Origin of the sequence: Chryseobacterium sp. LAM-KRS1, assembly GCF_013184525.1 — a bacterium.
Taxonomy (GTDB): Bacteria; Bacteroidota; Bacteroidia; order Flavobacteriales; family Weeksellaceae; genus Chryseobacterium; species Chryseobacterium proteolyticum.
Window position 1 is genome coordinate 443,557 of the sequence record NZ_JAAOIZ010000004.1, and the last position, 20,289, is coordinate 463,845.

General features: G+C 35.5%; 26 protein-coding genes. 10 read left to right on the forward strand and 16 right to left on the reverse strand.

Annotated features, from left to right (window positions below):
* Positions 1-46: 46 nt before the first annotated feature.
* From G9C87_RS13100 to G9C87_RS13130, 7 genes are all read right to left on the reverse strand, one after another.
* Positions 47-556, reverse strand: coding sequence for a DUF6973 domain-containing protein (locus G9C87_RS13100; RefSeq protein ID WP_172281818.1), 510 nt, complete (start codon positions 554-556; stop codon positions 47-49).
* A gap of 55 nt (positions 557-611) precedes the next feature.
* Entirely contained in the window at positions 612-1,466 is an 855-nt protein-coding gene (accD, locus tag G9C87_RS13105; RefSeq protein ID WP_172281820.1) for an acetyl-CoA carboxylase, carboxyltransferase subunit beta, read from the reverse strand.
* A gap of 83 nt (positions 1,467-1,549) precedes the next feature.
* Positions 1,550-2,620, reverse strand: a complete 1,071-nt coding sequence (gene fbaA / locus G9C87_RS13110) for a class II fructose-bisphosphate aldolase (RefSeq protein ID WP_172281822.1) — start codon at positions 2,618-2,620, stop codon at positions 1,550-1,552.
* A gap of 70 nt (positions 2,621-2,690) precedes the next feature.
* A complete protein-coding gene (locus G9C87_RS13115) occupies positions 2,691-3,557 on the reverse strand; it encodes an NAD kinase (RefSeq protein ID WP_172281824.1) in 867 nt (288 codons plus the stop codon).
* Between the two features lies 1 nt (position 3,558).
* Positions 3,559-4,209, reverse strand: coding sequence for a CBS domain-containing protein (locus G9C87_RS13120; RefSeq protein ID WP_172281826.1), 651 nt, complete (start codon positions 4,207-4,209; stop codon positions 3,559-3,561).
* 184 nt (positions 4,210-4,393) lie between these two features.
* On the reverse strand, positions 4,394-4,924 hold the full coding sequence (locus tag G9C87_RS13125) for an RNA methyltransferase (protein WP_172281828.1): 531 nt from the start codon (positions 4,922-4,924) through the stop codon (positions 4,394-4,396).
* A gap of 5 nt (positions 4,925-4,929) precedes the next feature.
* Positions 4,930-5,550 (reverse strand): toxin-antitoxin system YwqK family antitoxin, encoded by a 621-nt coding sequence (locus tag G9C87_RS13130; protein WP_172281830.1) that lies wholly within the window; start codon positions 5,548-5,550, stop codon positions 4,930-4,932.
* 55 nt (positions 5,551-5,605) lie between these two features.
* Here G9C87_RS13130 and G9C87_RS13135 point away from each other — a divergent pair, with 55 nt between their 5' ends.
* On the forward strand, positions 5,606-6,205 hold the full coding sequence (locus G9C87_RS13135; RefSeq protein ID WP_172281832.1) for a hypothetical protein: 600 nt from the start codon (positions 5,606-5,608) through the stop codon (positions 6,203-6,205).
* On the opposite strand, the gene G9C87_RS13140 is transcribed toward G9C87_RS13135, so the two are convergent.
* Positions 6,202-7,095, reverse strand: coding sequence for a bestrophin family protein (locus G9C87_RS13140; protein ID WP_172281834.1), 894 nt, complete (start codon positions 7,093-7,095; stop codon positions 6,202-6,204). The two genes, G9C87_RS13135 and G9C87_RS13140, sit on opposite strands and share 4 nt — an antisense overlap.
* A 50-nt stretch (positions 7,096-7,145) precedes the next feature.
* On the opposite strand from G9C87_RS13140, the gene G9C87_RS13145 reads away from it, so the two are divergent.
* Both G9C87_RS13145 and G9C87_RS13150 read left to right on the forward strand, forming a co-directional pair.
* Positions 7,146-7,364 (forward strand): hypothetical protein, encoded by a 219-nt coding sequence (locus G9C87_RS13145; protein ID WP_172281836.1) that lies wholly within the window; start codon positions 7,146-7,148, stop codon positions 7,362-7,364.
* A gap of 105 nt (positions 7,365-7,469) precedes the next feature.
* On the forward strand, positions 7,470-8,348 hold the full coding sequence (locus tag G9C87_RS13150; protein WP_172281838.1) for a cupin-like domain-containing protein: 879 nt from the start codon (positions 7,470-7,472) through the stop codon (positions 8,346-8,348).
* A 9-nt stretch (positions 8,349-8,357) separates the two neighbouring features.
* Here the strand turns inward: G9C87_RS13150 and G9C87_RS13155 are convergent, their stop codons facing one another.
* Complete coding sequence (locus G9C87_RS13155; protein WP_172281840.1) at positions 8,358-8,894, reverse strand: GNAT family N-acetyltransferase; 537 nt, start codon at positions 8,892-8,894, stop codon at positions 8,358-8,360.
* A gap of 125 nt (positions 8,895-9,019) precedes the next feature.
* On the opposite strand from G9C87_RS13155, the gene mutS reads away from it, so the two are divergent.
* On the forward strand, positions 9,020-11,605 hold the full coding sequence (gene mutS / locus G9C87_RS13160) for a DNA mismatch repair protein MutS (RefSeq protein ID WP_172281842.1): 2,586 nt from the start codon (positions 9,020-9,022) through the stop codon (positions 11,603-11,605).
* Positions 11,606-11,648: 43 nt separating this feature from the next.
* On the opposite strand, the gene G9C87_RS13165 is transcribed toward mutS, so the two are convergent.
* From G9C87_RS13165 to G9C87_RS13175, 3 genes are all read right to left on the reverse strand, one after another.
* Positions 11,649-11,807, reverse strand: coding sequence for a hypothetical protein (locus tag G9C87_RS13165; RefSeq protein WP_172281844.1), 159 nt, complete (start codon positions 11,805-11,807; stop codon positions 11,649-11,651).
* Between the two features lie 158 nt (positions 11,808-11,965).
* Positions 11,966-12,130, reverse strand: a complete 165-nt coding sequence (locus G9C87_RS13170; protein WP_172281846.1) for a bacteriocin — start codon at positions 12,128-12,130, stop codon at positions 11,966-11,968.
* A 111-nt stretch (positions 12,131-12,241) separates the two neighbouring features.
* Positions 12,242-12,403 (reverse strand): bacteriocin, encoded by a 162-nt coding sequence (locus tag G9C87_RS13175; protein ID WP_172281848.1) that lies wholly within the window; start codon positions 12,401-12,403, stop codon positions 12,242-12,244.
* 151 nt (positions 12,404-12,554) lie between these two features.
* Here G9C87_RS13175 and G9C87_RS13180 point away from each other — a divergent pair, with 151 nt between their 5' ends.
* The 3 genes from G9C87_RS13180 to G9C87_RS13190 all read left to right on the forward strand — a co-directional run bounded on the left by G9C87_RS13180 (position 12,555) and on the right by G9C87_RS13190 (position 14,199).
* Complete coding sequence (locus G9C87_RS13180; protein WP_172281850.1) at positions 12,555-13,043, forward strand: TlpA family protein disulfide reductase; 489 nt, start codon at positions 12,555-12,557, stop codon at positions 13,041-13,043.
* A gap of 14 nt (positions 13,044-13,057) precedes the next feature.
* Complete coding sequence (locus G9C87_RS13185; protein ID WP_172281851.1) at positions 13,058-13,717, forward strand: thioredoxin family protein; 660 nt, start codon at positions 13,058-13,060, stop codon at positions 13,715-13,717.
* Positions 13,718-13,803: 86 nt separating this feature from the next.
* The gene (locus G9C87_RS13190; RefSeq protein ID WP_172281854.1) at positions 13,804-14,199 is read left to right on the forward strand and encodes a DUF2809 domain-containing protein; all 396 of its coding nucleotides are present in this window, start codon (positions 13,804-13,806) and stop codon (positions 14,197-14,199) included.
* On the opposite strand, the gene G9C87_RS13195 is transcribed toward G9C87_RS13190, so the two are convergent.
* The 4 genes from G9C87_RS13195 to G9C87_RS13210 all read right to left on the reverse strand — a co-directional run bounded on the left by G9C87_RS13195 (position 14,179) and on the right by G9C87_RS13210 (position 17,392).
* The gene (locus G9C87_RS13195; protein WP_172281856.1) at positions 14,179-14,601 is read right to left on the reverse strand and encodes a hypothetical protein; all 423 of its coding nucleotides are present in this window, start codon (positions 14,599-14,601) and stop codon (positions 14,179-14,181) included. The two genes, G9C87_RS13190 and G9C87_RS13195, sit on opposite strands and share 21 nt — an antisense overlap.
* 10 nt (positions 14,602-14,611) lie before the next feature.
* Positions 14,612-15,520 (reverse strand): YARHG domain-containing protein, encoded by a 909-nt coding sequence (locus tag G9C87_RS13200; RefSeq protein WP_172281858.1) that lies wholly within the window; start codon positions 15,518-15,520, stop codon positions 14,612-14,614.
* Positions 15,517-16,107, reverse strand: a complete 591-nt coding sequence (locus G9C87_RS13205) for a DUF2306 domain-containing protein (protein ID WP_172281861.1) — start codon at positions 16,105-16,107, stop codon at positions 15,517-15,519. Before G9C87_RS13205 ends, G9C87_RS13200 begins: the two co-directional genes overlap by 4 nt.
* 82 nt (positions 16,108-16,189) lie before the next feature.
* Positions 16,190-17,392 (reverse strand): NAD(P)/FAD-dependent oxidoreductase, encoded by a 1,203-nt coding sequence (locus tag G9C87_RS13210; protein ID WP_172281864.1) that lies wholly within the window; start codon positions 17,390-17,392, stop codon positions 16,190-16,192.
* A gap of 112 nt (positions 17,393-17,504) precedes the next feature.
* On the opposite strand from G9C87_RS13210, the gene G9C87_RS13215 reads away from it, so the two are divergent.
* The 3 genes from G9C87_RS13215 to G9C87_RS13225 all read left to right on the forward strand — a co-directional run bounded on the left by G9C87_RS13215 (position 17,505) and on the right by G9C87_RS13225 (position 20,288).
* A complete protein-coding gene (locus tag G9C87_RS13215) occupies positions 17,505-17,999 on the forward strand; it encodes an acyl-CoA thioesterase (protein WP_172281867.1) in 495 nt (164 codons plus the stop codon).
* An 84-nt stretch (positions 18,000-18,083) separates the two neighbouring features.
* Positions 18,084-19,148 carry a thiamine-phosphate kinase gene (gene thiL / locus G9C87_RS13220; protein ID WP_172281870.1) on the forward strand — a complete coding sequence of 355 codons (1,065 nt, stop codon included), beginning with the start codon at positions 18,084-18,086 and terminating at the stop codon, positions 19,146-19,148.
* 231 nt (positions 19,149-19,379) lie between these two features.
* Positions 19,380-20,288, forward strand: a complete 909-nt coding sequence (locus G9C87_RS13225) for a DUF6268 family outer membrane beta-barrel protein (protein WP_172281872.1) — start codon at positions 19,380-19,382, stop codon at positions 20,286-20,288.
* Position 20,289: the final 1 nt, after the last annotated feature.

The following is a 20,289-nucleotide window of genomic DNA, read 5'->3' on the forward strand; positions in this document are numbered from 1 at the left end:
ACTACAAAGGACACAAAGGGGCCAATGTTTTTTTAGTTAAACCGGCTTATTCTTCAAGATATACAAGATGGCCCTCAAAATGGTCATCGAGGTTTTTAAGGACTTTTGCGTCGTCCATCTTTTTAACCAAAGCATCTATAAAAAAACTTTTTTCAAAAAACTGCCGGTGAATACCAGGAAGAATTTCCATAAAATAATCCATTCCGATCTTATTATTATGAAGGTCCATCTTGGTTTCCAAAGGTTTATTTGGAAATAATTCTTCGTGTAAATCTGTTACTTTTTTGCAGAAATCAAGAGCTTTTTGAGGTGAGGAGATCTTGGAACAATACATCAAGATAAAACAACACCATAATGCATGTCTGAAGGCATTGCCAATTCCATTATTTGAAGCTGTTTCAGGAAAACGAGCCTGTGCAATGGTGAAGGCTTTAACAGTCGCATAAAAACTCAATATGGAAAATAAAGGATGTGGCAGAACAAGAGATAAAAGACGGAGAATCTTTTTAAAACTCATGGCCCGAATGGTATTGAAAAATATTCTGAAGGTTCTCATAAATAAAAATCTCTCCCTAATGAGAGAGAGATTATATCGTATTTGTTACAAATTTTTAAGCATGTGTTGCTAATAAATTTACTGTTTTAGAGACCACATCTTTAATTTCTGTTCTCTTCACAATAAAGTCTACAAATCCTTTTTCCTGAAGGAATTCAGATGTCTGGAAGCCTTCCGGTAAATCTCTACCGATTGTTTCGCGAATTACCCTTGGTCCAGCAAAACCGATCAGAGCCCCAGGTTCAGCCATAATGATATCTGCTGTCATTGCGAAAGATGCAGTAATTCCTCCAAAAGTAGGATCACATAAATAAGCAATATACAGTAAGCCCGCTTCTGAAAGCTGTGCTAATTTAGCCTGTACTTTTGCCAACTGCATCAAAGAATAAGTTGCTTCCTGCATTCTTGCTCCTCCGGACTGACAAATGATCATATAAGGAAGTTTATGTGCGATACAATAATCTACAGCTCTTCTTATCTTTTCTCCCATTACAGATCCCAGAGATCCTCCGATGAAAGCAAAGTCCATACAAGAAACCACCATTTCAGTGCCTTTCACTGTTCCTACAGCATTTCTGATAGAGTCTGTAAGTTTTGTTTTTGCTTTTACTTCTTTCAGACGATCAACATACGGCTTTGTATCTTTGAAGTTTAGGATGTCTATACTTTCAACATTAGCATCTAGTTCAGTGAATTTACCTTCATCAAAAAGGATATCAAAAAATTCTGCACTTCCTATTCTTACATGAAATCCATCTTCAGGAGAAACATAATTGTTTTTCCTTAGCTCTTCGTGTTCCACTATTTTTCCTGATGGAGTTTGGTGCCAAAGGCCCTTAGGAACATCCTTTTTTTCATCAGTAGAAGTGGTAATGTTTTTTGCTTTTCTTTTAAACCAGTCGAATGCCATTTTTGTTTGTATTAATGTATAAATGTAAAATGTATTAGTGCAAATGTATGAATACGTTTTACACTAATACAAATGTACAGTTCTTATTTTAAAGTATTTACGTTATTTAAATCTTCAAAAGCTTTAACCAATCTTGTAGAGAACGTTTCTTCACCTTTTCTTACCCAAACTCTTGGGTCATAGAATTTTTTGTTAGGTTTTTCTTCTCCCTCAGGGTTTCCGATTTGAGATCTTAAATAATCGATATTGTTAACCATATAATCTCTAACACCTTCTGTATAAGCGAACTGAAGATCCGTGTCAATATTCATTTTGATCACACCGTAATCAATTGCTTCTCTGATTTCTTCTAAAGTAGAACCAGAACCTCCGTGGAATACAAAGTTGACCGGTTTTGCAGCGGTTCCGAATTTTTCCTGAACAAATTTCTGAGAATTATCCAGAATTTTTGGTGTAAGAACAACATTTCCTGGCTTGTAAACTCCATGTACGTTACCGAATGCCGCAGCAATAGTAAAGTTATCAGAAACAGCCTTTAGTTTTTCGTATGTGTAAGCTACATCTTCCGGTTGCGTATATAATTTTGCATTATCTACATCAGAGTTATCAACACCATCTTCTTCTCCTCCTGTAACACCGATTTCAACTTCCAGAGTCATCTGCATTTTTGCCATTCTTTCGAAATATTTAGCAGAAATTTCAATGTTTTCTTCTAAAGGCTCCTCAGAAAGGTCCAGCATATGGGAAGAATAAAGGGATTTTCCTGTTAATCTGAAATACTCTTCATTAGCATCCATTAAACCGTCAATCCAAGGCAATAGTTTTTTTGCGCAGTGGTCTGTATGTAAGATTACAGTAGCTCCATAAGCTTCTGCCAAAGTGTGAATATGTCTAGCACCGGCAATTGCTCCTAAAATAGCAGACTTTTGTCCGTCGTTGCTTAATCCTTTTCCTGCGTTGAACGCAGCTCCACCATTTGAAAACTGAATAATAACAGGAGAGTTTAGTTTTGCTGCAGTTTCCATAACAGCATTTACGTTGCTGGAACCGATAACGTTTACAGCTGGTAACGCAAATTTATTTTCTTTAGCATACTGAAAAATATCAGTAACCAATTGACCTGTGGCAACTCCTGCCGGAAAAATTCTGCTCATGTTTTACTTTTTAAATAAATTATTAGGTGTTTGTAAAGTTGTTGTAAAGGTAATAAAATTTGCTTAAATGCTAATTTCTTTTGTCCCGCCCCCAAAGTAGTTTCTGGCGGATTGTTTCATAGAAACTTAAATTATTAGGCTGAACCAAAAGAATCTGGAAATCAGCCTTTTTTATAACGACTTCCTGATCAGTCTCTATATGTATTAGTCTTGAATCAAGAGAAAGAGAATATTGGGATACCCTGCTTTCTACATTGAATTTTATCTCAACACGGTCATTCACGACCAATGGCCTTACATTCAGATTATGTGGCGCAATAGGAGTTATGACAAAGTTTTCGTTATTAGGAGAAATAATAGGTCCACCACAACTCAATGAGTAGGCTGTAGAACCTGTAGGAGTGGAGACAATAACACCATCTCCCCAGAATACATTCAGAAATTCATCATTGATAAATGAATCTACGGTGATCATGGACGTTGTTTCTTTTCTTGAAACGGTAACGTCATTCAAAGCGTATGGGAAAAATTCTTCAGATCTTGGGGAAACCACTTCGATCACAGAGCGTCGGCTGGTTTTTACATCTCCTTTCAGAATTGCGTCAAGTTCTTTGAATGCTTCTTCCTTGGTAAAGCTGGCTAAAAAACCCAACCTTCCTGTATTTACTCCGACAATAGGAATTTCGAGATCTTCAATAAAGGTTAAAGAGTTGACTATCGTTCCGTCTCCTCCGAATGTGAAAAAAAGATCAACTTCTTTCTCTACAAGATCCTGTTTATTATTAAAGGTTTCGAAAATTTTTGAAAACTGAAGGGCTTCAGCCATTTCATCGTATAAAACAGATTTTACGCCCCTGCTCTCAAGCTCTGAAACGAATTTGCTTAAATATAAAAAAGTATCAAGATCTTTTTTTTGAGAATATATAGCTGCCTTCATGTTATATTTCTATAAATTTTTGGAAAAAGCCAAATCTGTCTTTAAACAGGTCTGTTTTTTCATCAGAGTAGAATTTTTCAACAATTCTATAATCATACCGGTCGAACGTGGCATCAATAGATGCAAGATTTTCATTGCTGATCTTTATGGTTACCCTAACCACTTCTTCCGACATAAAGCTGATAAATCCACCGTAGAATTTAGAATTGTTGCTTTCCACAATATTGGCAATTTCTGTCATGGAATATTTTCGTGCGGGAGCTTCTACAGTAAGTATAGCTCCTGATTCAGAAAACAAAGGATAGCGTGATAAATCCTGAAAGACATCTTCACACATGATATATCCTAAATATTTTTCTGTTTTATTGATGACCGGAATTACATTCGAATTGAAGGTATAAAATAAACGAATGCTGTCCATGATATTGTTATCCTCAAGAATAGCAAATCGTTCAACCTGGTGCTCCAGATCTTTTAATGTTCCTTCAGCGTCATAAAGAAACTCTCTGGCAATAGCTCCGTAAAAGTGATGGGATTTTTTAATGAAAACATGAGTATATCCAAAGTCTTCTAATGTACTTCTTGCTGATTCTATTGAGTCAGTCAGGCTAAAACATGGGAAATCCTTTGAGATATAGTCCTTGATAAACATTGTGCTAATTTATAAAAAATTAAACGAAACTGTTTTGTAATATTCGTTTTTTTTTTCGTGAAAATGAAAAATCCGGGCCAAAAATTTGTTTGTAAATAAAAATAAAGTATCTTTGTCGCCTTTCATTTTTACTTTTTATTAGATTTATTTCAAACTGCACTGTCTATTCGACATATGCAGTTTTTTATTTTAAAGCCTTTGTAAACTCCCACATAACGAGCCCTCCGCATACACTTACATTCAATGAATGTTTTGTTCCTAGTTGAGGAATTTCCAGGAATACATCAATGTTTTCCAAAGCTTCATCACTTATTCCTTCTACCTCATTACCCAGTATCAAGGCATATTTTTTAGTCTTATCGATGGTAAAATCTGTGATCATAGTACTATTACTGGTTTGCTCTATGCCAATAATTTCAAACCCCTGACTTTTTAAATCCCGGATTGCTGTGTTGATATCATTTTCATATGCCCAGTCTACACTTTCTGTAGCTCCTAAAGCTGCTTTATGAATTTCACGGTGGGGTGGTTGCGGAGTAATACCACAAAGAATTATTTTTTCAATCAGAAAAGCATCGGCTGTTCGGAACGTGGCTCCTACATTGTGCATACTTCTTACATTATCCAAAATGACGATCAAAGGAATTTTCTCAACCTTTTTAAATGTTTCAACATCTATTCTGTTGAGTTCTTCCAGTTTTAATTTATGTACCAATTATATTATTTTGTAGAGATTAATTTTCCGTCTTTATATATTTCTGTTTTTTCAATGCTTCCGTCTTCACGGTAATGAACGCGTGTTCCATTCCATTTATCGTTGGCGAACTCTGTTTCACGCTGAACTTTTCCTGATGGATAAAGCATTTTCCATTTTCCTGTGGCTATCCCGTTTTCGTAGTAGCCAATTTGTTTTACCGATTTTCCGTTCTCATAAAAAACCTTGCTTTCACCATTCAGCTTTCCGAACTTATAATTTGAAATTTCGGTGATGGTGCCGGAAGGTGAATAAAACGTACCGGTAGAAGCATTGTCATAGACATTTTTTTCTCCGTTTCTGAAAACCTCTTTAGAAGTCAGGATACCATTTTTATCGTAGTATGCCCATTCTTTTATTTTGTAATCCTTTTTGTATTCTCCTTTTGCCTGAACTTTTCCATTTTCATAGTAAAAGATTGCATCACCATCCAGTTTTCCCTTTTTCCATTCAGCGATTTCTTTGACCTGTCCGTTTTCAAAAAACTGTTTACAGGTTCCTTCCTGTAGTCCGTCTTTAAATCCACATGGTTTTTGTGCTATTGCCAAAGAAGATGCAGAAAATAATAAAAGAAAAATGTATTTCATAGATTTTTTTATTTCAAAAATAGTAAAATAGTTATATTTGATTAAAAAATATGACATGAAAAATTTACTTGTATTCGGGATGCTAACCTCTGCTTTTATACTATCAAAAGCTCAGAATACATATTATCCACAGGCCTTCTTTGATAAAAAACTGGCTCAAAACATGATCGGTTTTGGAAATTCTACCATTGAAGGAGTGGCGTCTACCAAACAAAAAAACAACTGGGGAATTAAACCTTTACTGGGGGAAAAACATTATGCACCAAAAGGAACAGTTGTTATGCTTTTTCCTGTAACCCCTTATTTTGAAGAGTTTTATAAGATGAGGAAAAAGTATGAGAATAAGAAAACAACCGTCTACATGTCTGATGAAGCTTTTAAATACAGAATAGAAGCTCTGACTGATGATCATGGCAGATTTAAATTTGAAAAATTAAAACCGGGTAATTATTATCTCGAGACGATTGTGAATTTTACTGCAACGGCAAGTTATCAGCAGCAAACAGGACAGTCGGATGCTTATAATGCTTACGGAGGATACCTTTATTCAACTCCTATATACCAGACTTTTTTCTATAACTATTCGTCGGCAAATCGCGAAAGTAAATTTGTAGAAATCAAGCAAGATGGCGAACTAAAAGAAATCAACCTCTAAAGGTTGATTTTATTTTTTAATCCCATGATCTGATGGACATTTTTTTCAATATTCTGAGCAATGGTTTCCATCGGAATATCATTTTCATCATTATTGAAAGGGTCCTCAATTTCTTCGGCAATAAGTTCAAGACTCATTAAGACATAATACACGAATACAGTCAAAGGAATCATAAATAGACCAATGCTGATAACATATGCTACAGGCAAAGCCAATACATATAAGATGATGAATTTCTTTACAAAAGATGAATAAGAATAAGGAATAGGTGTATTTTTGATTCTTTCGCAACCTCCGCAAATATCCAGAAACCCTGAAAGCTGAGTGTCCAGATATACCATTTCTACATCTGTAATTTTACCTTCCTTTTTTAGCTGATTTAATTTATGGCTGAGTAATATTACAATTTCACTGGGGCCATGGTGCTTAAGGGATTTTTCGATCTCAGAATAATCTTCATCCAATGCAAGTCTTGTAGATTCCTTAGAAAGGTGCTTGGCGAGAAAATGAGGAAAGAACTTCAAGTATCTTGCCACCTGTTCTGCACTATGTCTGTCATTGTCAAGGATTAAATTGAGCTTTATGGCAATATTCCGGGTATCATTCACCAGTTTTCCCCATAACTTTCTTCCTTCCCACCATCTGTCATAAGCCGTATTCGTCCGGAACACCAATAGTAAAGAAAGTACAAACCCTAATAATGAATGGATCATACCTACATTGCTTACCGCAGATTTTGACGTGAGATGAAGATACTCCACCTCAAGATATTCGATTCCGTAAGAATATACTCCCACCAATAGCATTGTTGGAAAAAGGATCTTCAGGGTATCGCTTTTATGTAGGCTGAAAAGTATTTTCAGGAAATGTTTTGTATTATAAACTCTCATAAATTAGGTTGATCTTACAAAGATAAATTTTTTCATTTTATACTTTCTTTATGGAAACCCGTAATGAGGTCTTCTTCGAGCTTATTTTCTTTGTAAAAAAACTAAAAATGGGATATTATAGAAAAGGGCACTATAAAAGAGATGGTACCTGGGTAAGCGGACATTATGTAAATAAATACAGCAGAAAGAAATTTCAGAACGGGCCGGGCGGATGTGCTCTTATCTTTTTTGGAGGAATTATTTCCGTGTTGGTATATCTTTTTTCCTGATTTTTAATTGATAATAATTTCAAAGAAACAGGAAATTGTAAAAGGTAAAATTTTTATAAATTTCAAAAAAAACATTACTTTTATTTCGCATTAAATCAATTATGGATGATTCTAGAAAAAGTAGATGTTGTCAACGATATCAGTAAAGAAGATTTTCAGAAAAATTATTTCAAAAAAAAGAAGCCCGTTCTGATCAAAAATTTTGCAAGACGTTGGGATGCATTTGATTTGTGGAACCTTGCTTACATTCGTGAAAAAGCAGGGGAGCAGGAAGTTCCGTTATATGATAACAAACCTGCTAATGCTTCTAAAAGCTCAGATGCTCCTGTTACCCATATGAAAATGAAGGATTATATCGATACGATTAAAAGTAAACCTTCAGACCTTCGTATTTTTTTCTATATCATTACCGACAGGCTTCCGGAGTTATTAAAGAACTTTACCTATCCTGATCTTGGAATGAAGTTTTTTAAAAGACTTCCAACCTTATTTTTTGGAGGAAGTGAGGCTCATGTTTTAATGCATTATGATGTGGATTTAGGGGATTTTATGCACATTCATTTTGAAGGAAAAAAAAGGATTCTGCTTTTTGATCAGGAACAATCTGCCTTTCTGTATAAAGTACCATTATCGGTTCATACTGTTTATGATGTAGATTATGAAAATCCTGATTATGAAAAGTTTCCAGCCTTGAAATATGCAAAAGGATATGAAATCTTCATGGAGCATGGAGATGCACTCTTTATTCCGGGAGCATTCTGGCATTTCAACAGGTATCTTGAGCCGGGATTTTCACTATCGCTACGCGCACTCCCCAACAAACCTAAAGTTTTTGCCAGTATGCTTTATCATGTATTTATCATGAGGTATACCGATAAGCTTTTGAGAAAAGTTTTTAAAGCAAAATGGGTAAACTATAAACAGAAATGGGCGTACGAAAAAAGTACTGAAGCACTAGAAAGACATCTGAGAAAAGGCCGGTAGAATACTCTTTTATTTTCTGTCTTTTAAAAGGCCAAAAATAGTAGCATCTACAAACTTGCCCTTTTCAAAAAAGAAATCGCGCATGGTCCCTTCTTTTTGAAAACCAGCTGAAAACAAAAGTTTTTCAGAAGAGATATTAGCAGGATCTATAAAAGCTTCTATTCGGTGAAGATTCATTTTTTCGAATCCGAAAGATAAAATAGGTTTTACCGCTTCTTTCATATAGGCTTTTTGCCAATATTCAGGATTCAGTTCATATCCTATTTCCGCCTTAAAATGTTCGTGAAACCAATTGTGATAGCCACAGGTTCCTATAACCTTATTTTCGCCTTTCAGCTCAATAGCCCATCTAAATCCCTTATTATTTTCGAAATCGTTATTAAATGTGTCAATTAGTTTTTCGGCCTCTCCCAATTCTGTAAAAGTTGCCAGATCATAATATTCCATCACAATATCTAAAGAAAAATATTCAAATAAATCTTTAGCATCATTCCGGGTAAGTTGTCGTAAAATTAATCTGTCTGTTTCTAATATTGGAAAATCCATTACTTAATTTTATCGAAAAGTACAATAAAAAATTAATCAAAACAAAAGAGGAGCTCGTAAGATTAATAGAGAAACAATTTTTTAACCCTGAATTTATTTTTTAAATTTGACCTTCATTTTTTATTATGGCAAAAACGAAGAAGGAGACTCCATTAATGGCTCAGTATAATACCATCAAGGGAAAATACCCGGATGCCCTATTATTATTCAGAGTGGGAGATTTTTATGAGACTTTTGGACAGGATGCAATCCGTGCTTCTCAGGTGCTTGGAATTGTGCTTACCAAAAGAGCGAACGGAGAAGGTCATATTGAACTGGCAGGATTTCCACACCACTCAGTAGATTCTTATCTGCCTAAGCTAGTTCGTGCAGGACTTAGGGTGGCTATCTGCGATCAGCTGGAAGATCCTAAAATGGTAAAAGGTATTGTAAAAAGAGGGGTGACAGAACTGGTAACCCCGGGAGTTACTTTTAATGATCAGGTACTTAGTTCCAAGAAGAACAATTTCTTGCTTTCGATCCATAAAGAAAAGGAAAAGTTTGGAATCGCACTGGTTGATATCTCTACCGGAGAATTTTTGGTAAGTGAGGGAACTCTCGAAAAACTTTTGCATATCGTAAGCACTTTCGATCCCAGCGAAATTATCTATCAGAGAAGTGTTCAGATCCCTGAACAGTTGAAAAATAAAAGTGCTTTCAAACTGGAAGATTGGGCTTTTCAATACAATTTTGCATATGAGAAATTAACGGGACAGTTCAAAACCAATTCATTAAAGGGATTTGGTATAGAAAATCTGTCCCTGGCAATTACAGCGGCAGGAGCTATATTTGCGTACCTTGTAGAAGATACTCATCATAACTTACTAGCCCACATCACTAAAATCAAGGTGATCCCGCAAGATGATTTCCTGATGATGGATAATTTCACATTAAGAAATCTTGAGATTGTATATCCAAGCAACCCACAAGGAAAGTCTTTGTTAGATATTATTGATAGGACTTCAACCCCAATGGGAGGCAGGCTCTTAAGAAGAAGGATTATTCTTCCGCTCAAATCTGTTAATGAAATTCAAAGGAGGTTATCCCTTATTGACTTCTTAAATGAGAACGATGGATTAAAATATGAGATCTCTCAATTGCTGAAATCTATTTCCGACCTCGATCGTTTGATGGGAAAGTTAGCAGCAGAAAAGATTTCCCCGAAAGAAATCGGTTATCTTCGTCAGAGCTTAGTTAATATCCATACAATTAAGGACTTGCTTCATCCGTTTGCTGATGTGCTGGCATGGATTGAACCGCTTTATGATCTTGGAGAACTGATTCAGTCTTTACAGGATAGGCTCAATGAAGAACTTCCTGTAAATATTTCAAAAGGGAAAGTAATTAAAGAGGGGATTTCGGAAGAACTCGACAGGCTTAGAAACCTTCAAAGCAAAGGGCGGGGCTTTCTCGATGAAATGTGTCAACGGGAAATAGAAAGAACCGGGATTTCAAGCCTTAAAATAGATTTTAATAATGTTTTCGGATATTTTATAGAGGTCCGGAACACTCATAAAGATAAAGTTCCAGGGGATTGGTTGAGAAAGCAGACACTCGTTAATGCGGAACGTTACATTACTGAAGAATTAAAAGAATATGAAAGTCAGATTCTTGGAGCTGAAGAAAAGATTAGTGTTTTAGAGAATGAGTTATACAGGAATGTGTGCTCTGAAACAATGGTTTATATGGACCAGATTCAGGAAAATGCGAATATCATTGCGCAGCTCGATGTAGCGGTAGGATTATCGGAGCTTGCTGTTTCAGAAAGCTATACAAAGCCTATTTTGAATGATGGCTACATTGTTGATCTGAAGGAGGCAAGACACCCAATTATTGAAAATGCTCTTCCTTTGGGAGAAAAATATATTCCTAATGATATTTTTTTAGACAAGGATTCCCAACAGATCATTATGGTTACTGGCCCAAACATGGCGGGTAAATCTGCAATTCTTCGTCAGACGGCGATCGTCTGTCTTCTGGCGCAAATAGGAAGTTTTGTGCCTGCAAAACATGCTGAAATAGGGTTTTTAGATAAGATATTTACCAGAGTAGGGGCGACAGATAATATTTCTGCCGGTGAATCTACTTTTATGGTTGAGATGAATGAAGCGGCTAACATTCTTAATAATATTTCAGAACGGAGTTTGATCCTGCTGGATGAAATCGGTCGTGGAACATCAACCTATGATGGAGTTTCAATTGCTTGGGCTATTGCAGAATATCTGCACCAGCATCCAAGTCAGGCTAAGACATTATTTGCAACCCATTACCATGAGCTGAATGAGATGACAGTTAATTTTGAAAGGGTGAAAAATTTCCATGTCTCCATACAGGAAAATAAAGGGAATATCATCTTTCTGAGAAAGCTGGTCCCGGGTGGAAGTGAGCATAGCTTCGGTATTCATGTGGCAAAACTGGCCGGAATGCCGGCGAAAGTTGTTAACAGGGCTAATGAGATTCTAAAAACCCTGGAGGCAAGCCGAACTCAGGGAACTTCATCGGAAAGTATTAAAAGAGTGACAGATGAAAATATGCAGTTATCATTTTTTCAGCTAGACGACCCTGTTTTGGAAAATATCAGAGAAGAACTTACTAAAATAGATATCAATACGCTAACCCCAATAGAAGCTTTAATGAAGCTTAATGCAATTAAGAAAATGATTGGAGGATAAAAAAAGAGAGCTTACTAGCTCTCTTTTTTTGATATGGATAATGTTAGCAACAGCTTCCATCCATTCTGCAAATTCCCACACGAGGTTCGCCGTCGGGAGTAAAGCAAAAACATTCTATGAGGCAGTCATTACCGGCTCCGCCATTGATTTCCTTTAGTTGTTTCTTTGTTAATTTTCTTTTCTGATTGTCTGATTTTTTCATGATAAAAAATTTTAATTTGGTATAACTAAAGTACATTTTTATTTTAACAGGACAAGATAAAGTGATTGGTTTTTAGTTGCTTATTGGGTAAATTTAAAATAGGATGTCATATCATTCTATTTGTAGCTGCACTTTTTATTGCCTGTCGGATGGTGCAATTAGCAACAATATCCATCTTGTATTCCCGGAACTCCTATTAATTCTTCCCCTGTATTTCTGTCAAAACAGCTAAATACAACAGGGCAATCATGTCCCACACCTCCGTTAACTTTTTTCAACTCTTTTTTAGTTAATTTTGTGATTCTGATGTTTGATTTTTTCATAATTATAATATTTAATTTGTTTAAAAGTACATTGTTTTGTGTGAAAAATGACACCAGATAATGGTGTCATCGTAGATTTGTTATTATTTGGTTAGCTATTAGTACAACCAATTAGCAGCAATAATCATCCTGAACTCCTGGCACACCATAGCGTTCCTGACCTGTATGACGGTCAATGCAGCTGATTACCCTTGGGCAGACAACTCTTCCACCGTTAATTTCTTTCAACTCTTTTTTAGTTAGTTTTTTTGATTTAGTGTTTGATTTTTTCATAATAAAAACTTTTAATTTGACTAAACTAAATTACATTTTTAATTCTGATATATCCATAATTGGTGAATGAAATTCATGAAAAATACCTGAATTCAGGTATATTAATTAGTTGAAAATCATTAATTAATGAAACTTTTTATTAATTTTGAATATGAAGCATTTCTTAAAAATTTTATTCCTATCATTAGGGGTTACCATTTCAAAGGCGCAGCAGACTGAAATTTCTTCTGTGAAATATGAAGAGCTTGAAAAACGTATTCAGCAGGAAACCGATAAGTTCCTTGTCCTGAACTTTTGGTCAACGACTTGTGCTCCATGTGTAAAAGAACTTCCTGATTTTATGGAAGTAAATAATAAGAATAGAGACAATCCGAAATTTAAAATGATTTTAGTTTCACTCGACAGATTAGCGGATAAGGAAAGAGTGCTAAAGTTTATCACAAATAAAAAGCTTACTGCTGAAGTTATTTTATTGGATGATATCAAAAGAATGAATACATGGATTCCCCGGTTCGAAAAAAGCTGGGATGGAAATATTCCCGTAACTTTGTTTTATAAAGGAGGCGAAAAGATCTTTTTTAATGATGGAGAAATGAGCAAAACTGAACTTGAGTCTGTTATTAATAAAAATTTACTTTAAATATTTATAATACTATGAAGAACATAAAAATTATCATAACATCTTTTATTATTGGTTTCGGCTTATTGAGTTTTACCGCAAAGAATAATGAGAACACAGTAAAAGAGAAATATAGTTTTATAAGATCTGAAAAAGGATACGAAATAGGAGATGAGGCAACAGATTTTAAACTGAAAAATATTGATGGCAAAATGGTTTCCCTTAGTGATTATAAAAGTGCTAAAGGATTTATTATTATTTTCACCTGTAACCATTGCCCGTATGCTAAGAAATACGAAGACAGGATTATTGCGCTGGATAAAAAATACAAAGAACAGGGTTATCCCGTAATTGCCATTAACCCGAATGATCCGAATGTACAACCGGAAGATGGGTACCAGCAAATGATTGAAAGGGCTAAACAAAAAGGTTTTACATTTCCTTATTTAGTGGATGAGGGACAAAAAATTTATCCTCAGTATGGGGCAACTAAAACGCCGCATGTTTTTATTTTACAAAAAGAAAATGGAAAGAATATTGTTAAATATATAGGAGCAATCGATAACAATTACGACAATCCCAATGATGTTTCAGAGTATTATGCACAAGATGCAGTCAATGCTTTACTAAAGGGAGAACCTGTTAAAATGACAAAAACGGTTGCCATAGGATGTACCGTAAAAGTAAAAAAATAATCTCCTATTTGTAATAAAAAATGAATAAAGCGGGCATATGCCCGCTTTATTATATCCAGTATAATGACTTTTGTTAAACCCGGAAAATGAAACTACAATTTAATATCAAATACCTTATTCAGACGATTCTACTATTTCTGACAGAAGTTATAATTGCTACTGCATTAAAAAATGTTTTCTTTGTCAGGGCCTATTTGGGAGATGTTATTGTTGTAATCCTTCTTTATACTTTTGTCAAAAGCTTCATTACAATTGATAATACAAAACTTATTACAGGAATTTTTATATTCTCATGTATCATTGAATTTGCTCAGTATTTTAATGTTGCAGAAAAAGCAGGCTTCCAAAAAGGAAGCCTGATGTATATTGTTATAGGAAATTCATTTTCATGGGTAGATATCGCATGTTATGCGATAGGATGTTTATTTCTCTATCTTATCATAAAAGTAGCTGAAAATAAATCATTCCAACCAGAAAATTAGAGGCTGTTTCATTTTCATTTTGACCTTTTCTCCATTTTTTTCTCCGGGAATCCATTTTGTATGTACACTGTGAAGAGCCTTCAGGAATTCTTTTTTTATGATTTCATTTTCGTAGGATTCTATTTGTATCTGGCTCATGCTGCCATCTTTTTCTACTATAAATGTAGCTACCGCTTTTGCTGTACTGATATTGAGCCTGGTTAATAATGACGTTTGGAAATTGCTTTGAATCTTTCTTACAAATGCCTGATGACCACCAGGAAATTCGGGATTTTTGTATCCGGCAAGTTCGTCGGGAGAAATAACCGAATGGTTTTTCTGAGTGGAGGCGGAGTCTTTTTGTGCAGAAAGAAAGACCATGCAGAAAATTAAAGCAAAAAGGCTAAGGTGTTTTTTTATCATCTTTTATTTTTTAACGGCCAAATCTGTCGTATTTATCCTCGGCATATTTGATGAAACGGTTTAATAAAGCAACATTTTCCTTTTCTACTGGGGAAAGGTCATGATCTACATTATTCGAAACGGGAATATACCAGTCTGTATGTTCAAAGAAATTTCTGTAGGTTTCTTTTTTAAATGAGTATCCATGTCTTGCAAAGACAGAGTTTTTGATGATTTCCATATCAAGTTTTCTCAGGTTTTTAAGATCTTTTTCTGTTAACTTCTGTTTGGAAGCATTGATTTTAAAAATAGCCTCAGAAGCGACCCTGTTTTTCGAGGTTGTATAGCTTTCTGTTTTTCCCGTCTCTTCATCAGTATACTTTTCAATAAAATCTTTAGGATTCGACCAATCTACCAGGTCAGAGTTTTCGTCCAGCATAAAGTTAGGGTTATACACAAAATCTTTTTTGATAAGCTTTAACGTCTTTGAAGGGGACTTTACTGCTGTTTTATTGAAGGCTGTCCATTTACCTGTTAAGCTATCGTTATTGAGCTTTATTTCAAATCTTCCGTCGGTTTTATCATTTCCGGGTTCATCCAGTACAAAAGACTTTGTTCCTTCATTAAAAATGCCACGGAATGGTCGCTGGTTGCCATTTACAATGCTTTGTCCATATACGCTGTCTTTGGTAATCTTGTTAATTTTTACAGAGATTTTTTTAAATATATTATCTTCATATTCATTGCCGTCATATTCGTCAATCACTTTTTCCTTTCCGCCGAAATCACCCGTGTAGATTCCATAGTATTCTTTATGGATTTCCGGAATTACAACAGAGTCTTTTTTTGCCATTGCAAGGCCTGCACTTTTAGCTTCTTTTTTACAACTTGATAACGCAACTGCTAACAGAGATACGAGAGTGTAATTTAAAATTTTCATAGTATTTTTTTTGTGATTAAAAACTCAATTAAAAGGATATTAGGAATCCAACCAAGCCAGGCAATGATCTGATATACATCCATCGGATTTGGATGAAATAAATATACAATAATAACTTTCCACATTCTTAAAGTAATAGCAGATAGTGTCAATGCAAAACTTCTCCACATCCATTGCTTATGGAGGAGGAATTTTTTTTGTTTTGCCAGCTTAAAGGCTTTGAAGGTCGTAATCCACCACAGGATTCCCAGAATAATAAAAGAAAATTTTGAAAGGAATCCTCCATTGGCAAATATACCCATATAAACTCCCGAGGGAGCAGAGAGGCATAATATCACAAAAATATAGCTCTTTCCTATATTTTTGTGTAGGTTTTTCAAACCGAAATCTTTTCTCAGAATCGCTAAAAAGCCCAGTAACAGTACAAATATACTGGTATAAACATGAGTGTAGAAGAGGTAAAGATATTCAGGTCTATGACTTACCTCCGTCTGTTTGATCTGTAAAAAGCTTACTTCAGGGCTTATAGGAATATATTCCAGGGTAATTTGAAGCATAAGCCAAAAGAAATAACCGAATCCTATCATTAAAAGGATTTTAAGAATATTCTGATATTTCTTTTGAATTAAAAACACTGCAATTACATCCTTGTTATAATTGACTAGATAATCATTTCATGTTCAGATCCTGTGCAATCAACCATGCTTCACTCCAGCATGCCTGAAAATTGAACCCACCCGTTACTGCATCAATATTTAATACTTCACCGGCAATATAAAACCGGGGAAGGATCTTTGAAGACATATTTTTAAAGTTGATTTCTTTTAAATCCACTCCTCCAGCAGTTACAAATTCATCTTTAAAGGTTGATTTGCCTGTAACCTGAAGTTTTTTAGAGCAGAGACTGATAAGGATCGCCTGCATTTCCTTTCCGGAAATATGAGCTACCTGTTTGTTGAGATCTATTTTTAAAGTGTCAAGAATTTTCTGCCAGAATCTGTTGGTAACTTCAAATATTTTCGATTGACCTATGGTCTTTTTAGGATTGCTGTGTCTGAAGTTTTGGAATATCTCCTCTGCTTCATCTAGTGTTTTTGAAATGAAATTTACTTCAATTTCAAAGTTATATTTCACCTTTGCCAGATTGATCGCCTCCCAGGCCGAAATTTTCAGTATGGCAGGTCCGGATAATCCCCAATGTGTTATCAGGAGCGGCCCACTTTCCGCTGTTTTCAACTTTGGTATAGAAACTTCTGCATTTTCAAAGCTGGTTCCTGCAAGGTCTTTCAGAAGATCATTTTTAATGTTGAAAGTAAAAAGTGAGGGAACAAGGCTAATGATTCTGTGTCCTAAACTTTCTACAATTTTCAGTGATTTTGGAGAGCTTCCTGTAGCATAAATAATGTAATCCGCTACAAGGTCTTCCGAACCGGTCTTTACAATGTATTTTTCATCATCTTTTACAATTTCTTTTACAATAGATTTTGTTTTTACATCTATATTTTTCTTTTGAACTTCGTTGAGAAAAGTATTGATAATAGTCTGTGAAGAATTGCTTTCAGGGAAGATTCTGTTGTCATTTTCTATTTTCAACGAAATGTTTCGTTGTTCGAACCATTCCATGGTGTCTCCGGGCTGAAATTTGGTAAAAACGCTTAGAAGTTCTTTGTTCCCACGAGGATAAAACTGAATCAATTCTTTGGGGTCAAAACAAGCGTGACTTACATTACAACGACCTCCTCCTGAGATTTTTACTTTCTGGAGGACATCCGAGTTTTGTTCGAGAATAATAATTTTATATTTGGTTTCGTCAAGGTTGGATGCACAGAAAAACCCCGCTGCACCTCCTCCGATAATAATAATTTGTTTCATGTACCTGTAATCTTATGGTGAAGATTATTTTTCCAAAAGTACAATTTTTATAAACCATCTTATTTGAGTATTTTTGAAGATTATAATTTTATTATTCTAAATACAATTTCAAATGACATTCTACCATACCTTCGAAGTGCGTTGGAGCGATCTTGACGCCAACAAACACTTAGCAAATTCATCTTATGTGCAGTATTGTGCACAAGCCAGGATGGCTTTTATGACAAAAGAAAAAATGGGAGTTACCCAGTTGAGTCGATGGGGGATAGGACCTGTTATGCTTCATGAAAGATATTCTTTTTTTAAAGAAATCTATGCTGATCAGACGGTGATCGTGAGTGTGGAAATAGGCGGTTGCTCGGAAGATTCTTCCATCTACCGTTTTATACACAAATTCTATACTCCGGATGGTGTGCATTGTGCAACGTCTGAAGCTACAGGGGTATGGATTGATATGATGCTGAGAAAAATGACCACTCCTCCGGATGATGTTATTGAAGCAATGAATAAATATAAAACACCAGACACTGAAGTTTTAACCAGAGAGGATTTTAAAAAGTTCCCTTTCCATCCTCATAATATTGATCCTTCAGAGTTTAACAAATAAATGATAATTGATAAATGATCATGGATAAAAGAATATCGAACATCATTTATCAATTATCTGTCATCATTTATAAATAAAAAAGATATGTTTGAAGATAAATCTCAGGAACTAACACCCATTTCCAAATTAGGAGAATTTGGATTAATCAAACACTTAACCGAACATTTTCCTTTGTCCAATGAATCTTCGGAGCTTGGAGTTGGAGATGATGCAGCAGTTATCAATCCGGGCGGAAAAAAAGTGGTCCTTACTACTGATGTATTGGCAGAAGGTGTTCACTTTAATCTGGGGTATGTTCCATTAAAGCATTTAGGATACAAAGCTGTTGTTGTCAATTTAAGTGATGTAGCGGCGATGAATGCTACTCCTACACAGATTTTAGTTTCTCTTGCCGTTTCCAACCGGTTTCCGGTAGAAGCTTTAGAGGAAATCTATTCCGGTATCCAGGCTGCTTGCGCGAGATATAAAGTAGATTTAATAGGAGGAGATACCACCAGTTCTAATACAGGGTTGGTAATGAGTATTACCGCTATAGGAATTGAAGATGAAGAGAATCTGGTTAAAAGAAGTGGTGCGAAGCCGAACGATTTATTGATAGTAAGCGGTGATCTTGGGGGAGCCTATATGGGATTACAGATTTTAGAAAGAGAGCATGCCGTTTTCCTGGCAAATCCAAATATGCAGCCGGAAATGGAAGGATACGATTATATTCTGGAAAGACAATTAAAGCCAGAGGCAAGAACAGATGTTAAAACGATCCTTAAAGAGCTGGATATAAAACCAACTTCTATGATCGATATTTCTGATGGGCTTGCTTCTGAAATACTGCACCTTTCTGACCAGTCAAAAGTCGGATTCAGGCTATATGAAGAGAAGATCCCTATGGATAGCCTTACGATCTCAACTGCTGATGAAATGAATTTGAATCCTGTTGTAACAGCATTAAGTGGAGGTGAAGATTACGAATTATTATTTACAATCGCACCGGCAGATTTTGATAAAATAAAAAACCACCCTGATTTTACGATTATAGGACATGCTGTAGATAAAGAGGACGGGAATTTTATGGTGGCCAGAGGTTCCAACCAGCTGATACCGCTTACGGCGCAAGGCTGGGATGCTTTTTTGGGAAACCAGCAGGGAGAATAAAGTAATACTTAATTTTCAATATTGTTAGAAGCCACAGTACTAGTACTGTGGCTTTTGTATTGTATTGCTGCGCTGAGACTAAGCCGCATGAGATCATAAATAAGGACAGGAACAAGCGTATGGCATCTATTGGTCATGCAGTTATTTCAGGTCATCACAAGATGTACACACTTAATCAAGTATTTTTTGTTTCGCTTTTTGAATACCCTCTCTTTGTGAAAATTTTACATTATGAAGAAGGGTCTTTTGATTGCCTTTTATGGTTTTACTCATTTAAGTTGCCTGCTAAACGCACAATCCGGATTATCCGGAGAATTAAAAACGGAATATATTCCTTATTCAAGTTACATCCGTCCTGAGGATAGTATGAAAACGGATTCCAAAAGTGATTTTAAGAGAATGGATATAAGCTTCAGCATTCCTCTTTCCATGAAAAAAATAAGTGAAGGAAAAATAAAATCATGGTCATTACTTGTTAACGGATCTTATGCTAAACTGTCCCATAAGAACTATGAAACTCATTTATTTCCTGATCAGATGCTGAATGCGCAGGTTGGATTACAACATATAAGACCTTTGGGTGGAAAATGGAGCATGATGGTTACCGCTTCAGCCGGCGTTTATACCGACCTTGAAAATGTAAACTTTGATGATGTTTTAGGCCAGGGAGGTTTATTGTTTATAAAAAACTTTACTCCTAATCTTGCGCTTGGAGCAGGGCCAGTTCTTACTACTGCATTTGGAGTACCCATGATTATGCCCTGGATTTATTTCGATTGGAAAACGGGAAATAAAATCAAATTCAACATCAACTTTCCTGAAGGAATGGAGGCGGGCTACCAGTTTTCAGATAAATTTGCTATCAAGGCAGTTGTTGGATTAAACGGGATGACTGTAGAAAGGAATAAAGGAGGAAAATCCACGCTGCTGGGCTATCAGCAAATTACAGCAGGGATACGGCCTGAATTACAGATCAGCAAAAATGTAAGTCTACGTCTTACCGGAGGAACCGCTCTCCTGAGGAGCTTTAGTGAAAATGACCGTAAGATCAAAAGCATATTTAAATCAAAAAAGATGGAAGATCCTCGTTTTGCTTCCACCTTTTATATGGCTGTTTCTCTTCGCTGGAATCTCCCTTAAT